At 45.8% G+C, this 11,599-nt stretch carries 7 protein-coding genes; 4 read left to right on the top strand and 3 right to left on the bottom strand.

Features of this window, described 5'->3' with window-relative positions:
• Positions 1–213 precede the first annotated feature (213 nt).
• The 3 genes from rlmD to cysM form a co-directional block, all read right to left on the bottom strand.
• Complete coding sequence (gene rlmD / locus JMY03_RS01315) at positions 214–1,779, bottom strand: 23S rRNA (uracil(1939)-C(5))-methyltransferase RlmD (protein WP_201600306.1); 1,566 nt, start codon at positions 1,777–1,779, stop codon at positions 214–216.
• Positions 1,780–1,925: 146 nt separating this feature from the next.
• Positions 1,926–2,744, bottom strand: coding sequence for a 3'-5' exonuclease (locus JMY03_RS01310; protein WP_025646514.1), 819 nt, complete (start codon positions 2,742–2,744; stop codon positions 1,926–1,928).
• Between the two features lie 77 nt (positions 2,745–2,821).
• Positions 2,822–3,775, bottom strand: coding sequence for a cysteine synthase CysM (cysM, locus tag JMY03_RS01305; protein ID WP_201600303.1), 954 nt, complete (start codon positions 3,773–3,775; stop codon positions 2,822–2,824).
• A 395-nt stretch (positions 3,776–4,170) separates the two neighbouring features.
• On the opposite strand from cysM, the gene JMY03_RS01300 reads away from it, so the two are divergent.
• The 4 genes from JMY03_RS01300 to rpsB all read left to right on the top strand — a co-directional run bounded on the left by JMY03_RS01300 (position 4,171) and on the right by rpsB (position 11,415).
• Positions 4,171–7,596, top strand: coding sequence for an ATP-binding protein (locus JMY03_RS01300; RefSeq protein ID WP_201600300.1), 3,426 nt, complete (start codon positions 4,171–4,173; stop codon positions 7,594–7,596).
• 112 nt (positions 7,597–7,708) lie between these two features.
• Positions 7,709–8,521 carry a crotonase/enoyl-CoA hydratase family protein gene (locus JMY03_RS01295; RefSeq protein ID WP_201600298.1) on the top strand — a complete coding sequence of 271 codons (813 nt, stop codon included), beginning with the start codon at positions 7,709–7,711 and terminating at the stop codon, positions 8,519–8,521.
• A 416-nt stretch (positions 8,522–8,937) separates the two neighbouring features.
• Positions 8,938–10,215: a multidrug effflux MFS transporter gene (locus JMY03_RS01290; RefSeq protein ID WP_201600296.1), complete on the top strand. Its 1,278-nt coding sequence runs from the start codon at positions 8,938–8,940 to the stop codon at positions 10,213–10,215.
• Between the two features lie 366 nt (positions 10,216–10,581).
• A complete protein-coding gene (rpsB, locus tag JMY03_RS01285; RefSeq protein WP_201558205.1) occupies positions 10,582–11,415 on the top strand; it encodes a 30S ribosomal protein S2 in 834 nt (277 codons plus the stop codon).
• Positions 11,416–11,599: the final 184 nt, after the last annotated feature.

The raw sequence follows: 11,599 nt of genomic DNA, 5'->3' as shown, positions 1-11,599 counted from the left end.
CAAATCATTCAAGAGTGCTTAAATATAGACTAAATGATAATTAAATAAATAGCTGTTGCAAAACCTTAGCAATTTTATGATAGCTGTCATGACTATTATCGCAGTTTGCTGCTATAACTCAAGTTGAGCTCTGTAATATTGCTACTCGTAAACATAATCTTTACGCCATAGAATATAACCCGGGCGCTTTAATAGACTTAGCAAAACAAGTGATTACGCAGATACTTTTTCAAACCTAGCAATCGATTCCACATGACCGGTGTGACAGAACATATCCATAACCCCTGCATGAGTCAGTCGATACCCTTGCTCAAGCAATGCCTTAGTATCGCGGGCAAGCGTCGCCGGATTACAGGAGACATAAACGATGCGCTGGGCATTGAACTTAGGTAGATACTGCATAATCTCCCAAGCGCCTGAACGCGGCGGATCGATAAGCAGCGCATCAAAGCCTTGGTTGGCCCATGGCTCAGTTGTGCAATCTTGGGTCAAGTCTTGACTATAAAACTCCGTGTTATCAAGACCGTTGCGCTTGGCATTAGTAGCGGCTCGTAACGTCATCTCCGCGCTGCCTTCCACGCCAATCACCAAGCCTGTCTCGCCGACCAAACGCGCTAATGGTAAGCTAAAATTACCTAAGCCACTAAACAGATCTAGCACGCGCTCGCCAGCTTTGAGCTCTAATAGATCACAAGCCAGCTTCGTCATTTGTCTGTTTACCGATAGATTGACTTGGGTAAAATCGGTCGGAATAAACTCATAAGTTAAGTCATATTCAGGCAACTGGTAATATAAACGGCCAAACTGCTCGCTCATATCGTCATCTGGGGTTAAAGCGATACGCTGAATGCTATCGACGCCTTTAGATTGTAGATATAACTGCCAATTGCGCGCGGCAAAAAAGGCTTTTAGCTTATCGATATCGGCATCTGATAAGGGCTCTAGATGACGGACAATCAGCGCTACCGGCTGTGTACCATCGGATAGCTCAGGAATATACTCACCCATCGCCAGCTCAAGCTGGGCAATCTTGTCACGGCTTTCGAGCATACTGATTAGCGTCTTTAAATTCTCAATCTCAAAACCGATACGTGGATCTAAAATATGACACTCGTTTAGCTCGGCCAAAAAGTTACTTGAACGCTCACGGAAGCCGACTAGCGCGGTTTCTTTTTTGGCGACATAGCGCACGCCAAGACGAGCCTTCGTACGATATCCTAATCTATCGCCAACCACCGGCTCTAACCACTGCTCCGGCTGCACATCAGCTTGATGCTCGAGCATCTCAGCCAGCACGGACTGTTTAAAGCTGATCTGACTATCTGGTTGCCAATGCTGCAAGTTACAGCCGCCGCAGACGCCAAAGTGCGGGCAAGGTGGCACTGCGCGCTCTGGATTGGGGTTGGCAGTAACCTCTATAGCATCGCCTTCCTCAAAGCTGGCTCGGCTATTGGTCAGCTTGACTAAGGCGCTCTCTCCTGGCAAAGCAAAGCTGACAAAGACTTTTTTGCCATGCTTATCTTCAAGGTGACCCTTATCTGCGCCAAAGCCATTACCATAGATGGCTACACCGCGACCATCATGAGAAAGACCGTCGATAGTAAAAGGTACTGGCGGTGCATCTTTTAAGCGCCGACGAGTCTTTGAGGACGGTTTCGATTTCTTTTTATTAGGCGGGGTGATAATCGCCTTGCTGTCTCTTTTATTAGAGCGAGTCTGAGCAGTAGCATCACTGCTATTAACATTGTTCTTAGTGTTTTGATCGTCGGTGGGCTGCATAAACCTGCCTTAGCAATAAATGATAAAAATAAGTAAAAATTGAAAATGGGTGTACTGGGTTAATAAATAGGGGATCAATAAATATGAGACTAATAAATACGGCCGATAGCTGATATCTTAGTTAGCATCACTTTTACTTAGCGTCACTAAGAAGGTAATGACCACTCATCAAGAAAGCTTTGATGACGCATGCGCCCATCGGCTTGCGTAAAGCCGGTCAGATAATCGCGGCTTTGCTGTTGCCACTCTATAAACCCTGTGGAGGAGAGCTGTCCAGTCAAGCGCAGCCAGCGCAAGTATATCAGCCAAGTGTTCATCACATCGGACTCGCAATATATCGATAGCGTCTGCCATTCCTCATTACTGACCAGCTCCCCAACCATACTACCATCGACATCCGTCTTGCCCGGCAGACCGTAGAGACTAGCGACCACATCCATCGCTTCACGTCGAGAGGCGCCATACTGACTAAACCGATCCATCAGATCCAAATGCCGAGTTTGGAAGCGATTGACATAATTGTTGAAGCGCATGTTTTTGATACGCTCGCCCTCTTCAAATAACCAAGGCGCTGAGAGGTCATATTGCATAGCCCGATAAATAAGCACAGGAATATCAAAACCTGAGCCATTCCAGCTGATCAGCTGTGGTAGCTTCTCTAAATCGCTAAAGGCGCGGAAAAACTTTGCTAGTATCTCTTTCTCACTGAAACTATCCGCTGTTAAGGAAAATAAAGAGAATTGACCGTCTTTGATATATAAAGCGGAGATACAGACGATACGCTGTAAGGGCAGGCGCATAAAATCATGCCCGGCTTCTTGGGTGCGAATAGCCGTCAGCGCACTTAAAGTATCAGCATCGTTGAGACTCGCCAATTGTGGATAGATACGACGGGCCGCCTCAGTATCAGCGATGGTTTCGATATCGAATACTAAGACGGGATTAGCGGGTAGGGCTTGGCTCATAAATAGTCCTGATGGCACTTATAATTGCGCTTAGCGCTATAATTGGTCGGCTATAACAGGCGATGCTATAAACACTCTTAATCTGAAGCACTATCATCAGCATCATTAACGTTATATAACCCAGTTGATAAGTATCGATCGCCACGGTCGCAAACGATAAAGGCTATCACCGCATCTGGATTGGCTTTGGCAACTTGCACAGCAGCCCAAGCTGCAGCTCCTGAGGACACACCAGCAAAGATGCCCTCGAGCTTGGCAAGCTTACGCATATAGACTTCAGCGATTTTTTGATCGACATCCATAACCTCATCGACCAAGTCAGCATTATAGATGCCCGGCATATAAGCAGCTGGCCAACGACGAATACCAGCGATAGACGCTTCTTCATCTGGCTGTAGACCGATGATTTGGATATCAGGATTTTGCTCTTTTAGATATTGACTGACGCCAGTGATGGTGCCGGTGGTACCCATAGAGCTAATAAAGTGGGTAATTTTACCGCCCGTTTGCTGCCATAATTCAGGGCCAGTCGTGAGATAATGCGCTTGACTGTTATCCGGGTTGTTGAACTGGTCTAGCACTATACCTTTGCCATCAGCTTGCATTTGTAAAGCCATATCGCGTGCCGCTTCCATACCTTCATCGACTTCAATCAACACAGCGCCGTAGGCCGCCATGGCGTCTTTACGCTCTTGGGTTGAATTGGTAGGCATCAATAGGGTAATCGGATAGCCGCGCATAGCCGCAACCATCGCCAAGGCAATGCCAGTATTGCCGCTAGTGGCTTCGATGAGCATATCACCAGGCTTTATGTCGCCGCGCTGTTCTGCTTGATAGATCATATTAAAGGCAGGGCGGTCTTTTACCGAGCCTGCTGGGTTATTGCCTTCAAGCTTGGCAAGCAGTTGAGTGCTGTCAGTCACCTCTTCTTGCGCAGGTAAACGCTGCAACCTGACCAGCGGTGTCTGACCCACGCAATCGGCAAGCTGTGTGACTTGAGTAATAAAATTAGCGTTGGCGGTAGACGACATGGGGCATCCTATTATAATAAAAGTTAATGTTGCAATGAGCGCTATTGTGAAGTGTTTTAGCTCATATTATTGGCTAGTGTGAAGGCAAAGGTATAGTGAATAATGAGCTTGCTACTGGCTGTGGCTAATCGCCAAAACGCTATAGCAAAGCTAATAAAATGTAGCGTGAATAAAAACTGGCCTTATTATATCATTTTGTTTTTGGCTACGCTTAGCGCATCATTAATTACTTGTGACCAAATGAGAATTAAGGGGCAAATTAAGGAGCAGGAGGATTGATTCACAGAGACGCTAAGAATACTGCTAAAATGGAATTTATTATCTCAATTGTCCTAGCAATCATTCGATCCATTCCTTTGAAGTGACCTATAGAGTCGTTGGAGTTTATTTTTAGCATGGCATATAAAAAACGCTTTGATACGAGTAGCGCTTACGGTCAGTTGATCCTACTGGTGTTTTTACCCATATGCATCCTAGCCGCAGTCGGCGGCATATTGGTATTTTATGAGACCATGCGCGCCTCTAACTCTGAGCAGCAAGCCTTAGCTGAGGCGGTGCTCATTCGCTATAAGCCGACTATCGCTGAGATTGCGCCAAAGTTACTAGAGCAGTCTCAGGGTTTAGCGGCTACGCAAACCAACTCGCTAGAAACTCAAACAACGCTCGCTGCTATACAAGAAAAGCTGAGCAATATACAGTCAGAGCAGCATGTGCAGCGTATCGCTATTATCGATGAGAGTAATCAAGTCTTAGCAAGTGTCGGTTACGGCGTAGAAGAACAGTGGCCGCAGATTAATCCTGCCAAGAGCGTTATGATGCAGCAGCCTACCGCCATAGGCACCGCTTATGGATTACCTCTAAGCGATTCTGCCGATCAAAGGCTGTGGCTGCTCATTGATATGGATAATGAGCCGCTATATTTGGCGCGTTACCGTATCGCTATGGCCTTAGCGATTACTGGTCTGCTTACTATTTTGATATTACTGCTTAGCCTCAATATCTATGCCAAGCGCTGGATAGCCCCTATTTATGAGCTGCGACTACAGCTGCAGCGTACCACCGTTGATAATTTATATAAGCCTATCTTGACCGAGTCTAACGGCGAGTTAAATTTGCTACAGCAAGATCTAGTCAGAACCTTGCGCCGCTTACATAGCAGTTTTCAGGAATTAAGAAACCACGCCGAACAGACCGAAGATGATTTGCGCCTAGCCTTTGATGAGATGGAAATGCAAAACATCTCGATTCGTAATGCCCGTGACGCTGCCATATCCACCAGTCAAGCCAAGTCGGCATTTTTGGCAAATATCAGCCATGAGCTGCGCACCCCGCTCAACAGTATTGACGGCTTTATTAATCTACTTGCTCGTCATGGCGAGCTTAATACTGAGCAAGATCTATATGTGCAGACTATTCGCAAGTCCTCGGCGCATCTATTAGCGCTGGTCAACGACGTGCTTGATTTCTCCAAAATAGAAGCAGGTAAGCTGGTGCTTGATCGTCACGAGTTTGATCTCTACAGCACTATTTATGATGTGGTCGATATGTTGTCTCCTGTCGCCGCTGAAAAAGGCTTGCGGATGGCGGTATTGTTCTATAATGATGTGCCTATGCAGATCGTAGGGGACGCTCTAAGACTCAAGCAAGTACTGACCAATATAGTAGGTAATGCCATTAAGTTTACTGATAATGGCGATGTGGTCGTGCGCGTCAGCTTGGACGACTATCAAGATAACTACCTAATGATTAGTGTGCAAGATAGTGGTAAAGGTATCTCAGAGGCCGACCAAAATATGCTGTTCCAAAGCTTTAGCCAAGGTGACCCTTCTATCACTCGGCAGTATGGTGGTACTGGACTTGGGCTTGTTATCTCAAAACAGCTGACTCGGCTGATGGGCGGTGACATTGGTTTTTATGATAATGCACAAGAAAATATCGCTAATAAGGGCGCGACTTTTTGGTTTAGAATGCCAACCCACGTTGATGTGTTAGAGGCGGCAAGCGAAAACACTATTTCGCTACCTATGCTTGCACCGCTAGCGGGAGCGGGCGACGAGTTTCATATGTTGGTGTGGATTAATCATACCGCCTCCCTACAGGTGCTCAAAGCTAGCCTACAGAATCTTCCTATCAAGCTGACTCAAGCCAACTCCTTGCCAGGCGTGCTTGAATCGCTAAAAGAGCAAGATAACTATTGGGATTGGGTGATCGTTGATAACGATAACCAAGATGATATGATGGCGCTACTCAAGCAAATCAGGCTACATTATCAAGGTAAGCTGGCAGTATTTGGCTACCAAGTGGCGGCTGATCAAGCCCTACTAAATCGCTATCATGCCGATATCTTGTATGAGCCATTGGATAAGCGCCAGCTCTACGCTATTTTAGACACTCAAAATAAAAAAGCGTTAGTACAAGTGCAAGAGCCGCGCTGGCAGGGAATCACGGTACTCGCTGTCGATGACCATCTGCCTAACCTTTTGGTATTGGACGCGCTTTTAAGCGAGCTTGGTATCCATGTCATCACTGCCAATAGTGGCTTTGAAGCGATAGAGCTGATCAGTAAACAGCAGGCTAGGCAAGCCAAAGCCAATAACAAAAGTGCCACTCAAAGCTTATCGAGTAAGACTCAGCGCTCAAAAGCAGAAGCGCGCGAGCAGCTCAGTAATGCGCCATCTTTATTGAAGTCAAGCACTGAAAAAACCGCAACAGAAAAAGCAACGACCACTCATCATGACATCGATCTGATATTTATGGATATCCAAATGCCGCGAATGTCAGGAAGAGAGGCTACCGAACAGATCCGAAAAATAGAAGCAGCAGACAGTCATATTCCTATTATCGCGCTGACGGCTCACGGCCTATCTGATGAGCGCGACCGCCTTATTGCTAGTGGTATAGATGATTATGTCGGTAAGCCTATTAGCCAGCCGCAGTTACTACAAGTGCTACAAAAATGGCTAGGGCGCGCCGCAACCAAGCATATGGCGACGAGTACTCAGCTGGCGCACACTAATATAGCGGATTCGAGTTTGGCCGATTTGAGTGCCAATAATGCCAATGACACTCAGTTAAAGGTAAGCGATCAAGACAATAATGAGGGTAAACAAACCCAGCTACACCCCAAGAAAAACAATAAAAAAATGCTGCGTCCGCTATCGCTAAAGAAAATTCGCGATAATTATCTGCGTGATAATGTACACGATACGCTACGTGACAACCTACCGGATACTCAGGCAGCTCAAGGCTATGGGCGTAATAGCACTCAAGCTCGTTATAACTATCTCGATCAAAGAAAACTATCACAAAGTCCTTTAGAGCCTGATGTTCATTTGCAACCAAATCAAAGCTATGCAACGGATCGGCAGCTACTACCTCTAGAGCAGCCCTCTACGACAAACGCCACTGTCAGATCTGATATTTTGGACTGGCAAGATGCATTGACCCGTTCAGCGAATAAGCCAGATCTGGCAGCGAAGCTTATCATCATGATGCTCGATACTATCGCTGATGAAAGAGAAGCGCTCGCTCAAGCTTGGCAAGCAAAAGATCGTCATATGCTTGCGCAGATTGCTCACCGTATCCTAGGAGCTAGTCGCTATACTGGCGTCCCGCAGCTGCGTCTTGCCAGTCAAAACCTAGAAGATAAGTGCTTGTTAAACGTACAACATACCACGCCTGCACAGTTTGCCATGCTACAGCCTTATTATGAAGACTTAATGACCGCGCTCAATAATCTACAAAAGCTAGATTTATCGCCTTATTCTGAGCTCAATTACCACCGTCTAAGCGAAAACGATATGAACTGGAAGATGATTTGAATGGATAGTCAGTTATTGCTAGGGTAGCTTTGAGATAACACTGCTATGATTAAAATTCATTTTAACTTTCACTTTAAGGTTCACTTTGTCGACCACTATTTAAGGGACTAACATGCACGCCATCGCCGCTTATGAATACCAAACGCTACACGTCAGTGTCAGTCAAAACATAGCCACTGTCACTTTGAGTCGCCCGCAGAAAAAAAACGCTCTGAGCTTTCAGATGGTGGATGAGCTCATTCGTGTTGCAGGCCATATTAGCAAAGACAAAAGCCTAAGAGCGGTAATATTAAAGGGTAGCGAAGGTACTTTTTGCGCCGGTATCGACCTAGGGGATTTGAATAATCCAAAAAACCAGCTATATGCGATGTGGGAGCTGATTAAGCCGAAACAAAGCCTGTTTCAGCGTGTCTGTTTGGTATGGCGTGATCTGCCTGTCCCAGTGATTGCAGTACTAGAAGGCCACTGCATCGGTGCTGGCATGCAACTGGCACTGGCTTGTGATGTACGCATCAGCCACCCTGATTGTAAGCTATCGATTATGGAGGCAAAATGGGGTTTAGTGCCGGATATGGGCTTGACTCAGTCCGCGCTTGGTGTCGTGCGTGAAGACGTACTCAAAGAGATGGCGATGACTGCGCGTATCGTGGATGCCACTGAAGGTAAAGAGCTGGGCCTAGTCAGTCATTGTACTGAGACGCCTCTTGAGCACGCGCAAAAGCTAGCCGAAGAGCTAGTAGAGCGCTCCCCTGATGCGGTGCTGGCAAGCAAACGTGTTATCAATGCCATGCATCACCAGCCAGCACTAGTGCTGTATAAAGAAAAAATGTGGCAAATGAAGCTGATGCTTGGTCGTAATCGCAAACTTGCGCTTAGAAAAGCCAAACAAGCGAGCACGGTGTTCGCTAAACGTCAATTCCGCTAACCGTTTAGGCTCGTAGCTAAGAAAATAGCTTAGCGTGAAACGAATAGAGGTTTTCTTAGAGTGCTGTGTCTACGCTGACAGAGGCTGCGTAACATTCATCCTAGTTCCGCTGTATTTTTTTTATACTGAGCTTACTATCGTAAAGATTATGTAATCGGTTACTTTAAGCGTTATCACTCCATTGAAAAAGCAGCAGACAGTCCGATATAGGATTGTCTGCTGCTTTGTTTGCGTAATATAGTCGAACCACTATTAAAGTGTTACAGCGTTAGACTCGTTTAGCCTACTACTGTAGTACTTGCACTCGTCTGCCTTGTACCACTTTTAATATTGATTGACTATAGTGTTTACTGGTAAATACTATCCTTAACCTTATAAACCTGTCTTTCACACCATAATCATAAACGGTACGTACTATGTCTGCTCCAAAACCCAATGTCACAAATGACAAAAAGGCTGCTCGTCAAAAAGCCGCCGCTACTAGAGTACGCTCATCAGAGCTACCGGTAGCTTGGATTATGATGCTAGGGCTTATTGTGGCGATAGGGCCGTTATCTATTGATATGTATTTGCCCGCACTGCCTGCTATGGCAGATGACTTTGGTGTATCGACCGCTTTTATGGCCAACTCCGTACCGGCATATTTTGTTGGTTTGGTTTTTGGTCAGCTGATCTATGGGCCACTGAGTGATCGCGTCGGCCGCGTCAAGCCGCTCTATTTTGGCATGGCGCTCTACGTTGTCGCATCCATAGTTTGTGCTACGACAAGTAGTGAATATGTCTTATTTGCAGGCCGTACTGTGCAAGCGCTTGGCGCTTGTGTTGGCGCTGTAGTGACGCGAGCGGCAATTCGTGACAGGCTGACAGCAAAGCAAACCGCAAAGGCTTTTTCTATCATGATATTAGTGATGGGTCTGGCACCAATTTTAGCGCCTTCGCTTGGCGCTTTATTCCTACAGTTTTTTGATTGGCATTCTATTTTTTGGTTTTTGGCTGCTTTTGGCATGCTCAATCTACTACTCACCAAGTTTTTCTTCTTTGAGACCTTAAGCGAAGAAAATCGCAATGCTCGCCCAGCCAAAGAAGTGCTGAGTCAATATTGGGACTTACTAAAAGATCCAAGGTTCAACTATCCTGCCATAGGCGGCGGCTTATTAATGGGCGCGATGTTCGTCTATATCAGCTCAGCTTCCGAGCTTATCATGGATACTTATGGCGTATCGGCGACTCATTTTGGCTGGCTCTTTGGTATGAACGCGGCAGGTTTTGTGGGCTTGACTCAGCTAAACCAGTGGCTCACTAACCGATTTCGGATTCTAAGTATCCTGCGTTTTGGGACGATGATGCAGGTCATCTCTGCTGCTGCATTATTTATAATCGGGCTAATTTTCGGTACTGATGCTTGGTTGCCGCTGGTGTTAGGATGCATCTTTTTCTGTATTGCAGGACTAGGATTGACCCAGCCGAATGCTTCTGCTATCGCTTTAGCCTTTCAAAAAACCCGTGCTGGTATGGCAAGTGCTATGCAAGGCTCACTGATGTTTTCAGTCGGTATCTTTGGCGGCTTGTTATTAAACTTATTCCCCGTTAACCCCGTATTAAAAATAGGTATCGCGATGTTTTCGCTGATGAGCCTTGGCGCATTCTTGATTTGGCAAATCGATCGCAATCTTAACCTTGATGATTTGGAGTGAGTTTGATCAACGCTTGCTTAGGGCTTTTAGTACATTCTGTAAGCTATAAAAAAGCGCCATCAATCAAAGCATCAAGCAACAAAGTGCTAGAGCTTACCCTTGCTTTTATGATAAAATACAGCGCAGCTATTTATTGCAGGGTAGTTTTAATATTTTAGTTTAACTGTCCCTCGCAAGTGGCGCATTCTTTAAACCAACCAATGACACACATCTTACGATAAAAGATGACTGGGTGTCTGGCGATTTGATTAATTTGTCTGAGTGCTTTTTTATAATTTTGATTATTTAATAACGCTTTAGCAAATGCGTGTCGCTAGATAGGTCGTTTTTGTAAGATGGAGGCATAACCCAACCAAGGATAATATCATGGCTATAGACAACCCAACTCAAGTATCAATGCGCGACCTTCTACAAGCAGGCGCTCACTTTGGTCACCAAACACGTTTTTGGAACCCAAAAATGGGTCCTTATATTTTCGGTGCTCGTAACAAGATTCACATCATCAACTTAGAGCACACCGTTAAATCATTTAACGAAGCACTAAACTACGTCAACAACCTAGCCGCTAAGAAAAACAAAGTCCTATTCGTAGGTACCAAGCGCGCGGCAAGTGGCGTTATTCGTGAGCAAGCACAGCGTGCTGGCATGCCTTATGTTGACCATCGCTGGCTTGGCGGTATGTTGACTAACTGGAAAACCCTACGCCAGTCAATCAACCGTCTAAAAGATCTTGAGAAGCAAAGCGAAGACGGTACGTTTGCTAAGCTAACTAAGCGTGAAGCGCTAGAGCGTACTCGCGATATGGAAAAACTAGAGCGCTCACTAGGCGGTGTCAAAGACATGGGCGGCTTACCTGACGCTATCTTTGTTGTTGACGTCGATCATGAAGCGATCGCGATCAAAGAAGCCAAAAACCTAGGTATCCCAGTTATCGGTATCGTTGATACCAACTCTAACCCAGATAATGTTGATTACATCATCCCTGCTAACGATGATGCTATCCGTGCCGTGACTCTATATGTCACAGCAGTAGCCGATGCGGTTATCGCGGGTAAAGAATATGCTCAAACGCAAGCAGGCGGTAAAGCTGACCAGCAAGCTCCTGCTGAGCAAGAAGCACCAGCTGAAGCCAATGCTACCGAGCAGCCTGCAGAAGCGCCGGCTACTAAGAACCCAGCGGAAGCACAAGCTGATCTATAAATAGCCCTAAGATATGGCAAGCCTTGATTTATAGTGCTTGGCACCCATATAAAGCTATTAATAGCGTATAAGCTGAGCTTGTAAATATAAGCTCAAACCAGCTCAAAATAGGCATGATGAAGTTTTACTCGTCATGCCTTCTTATTAGTTTATTAATCTGTTATTGACACGTTACTGACTTGCT

Source organism: Psychrobacter submarinus (assembly GCF_904846685.1).
GTDB classification, from domain to species: Bacteria; Pseudomonadota; Gammaproteobacteria; order Pseudomonadales; family Moraxellaceae; genus Psychrobacter; species Psychrobacter submarinus.
Note: the sequence above shows the minus strand (reverse complement) of the source record. Positions and strands in the feature narration are given on the sequence as shown.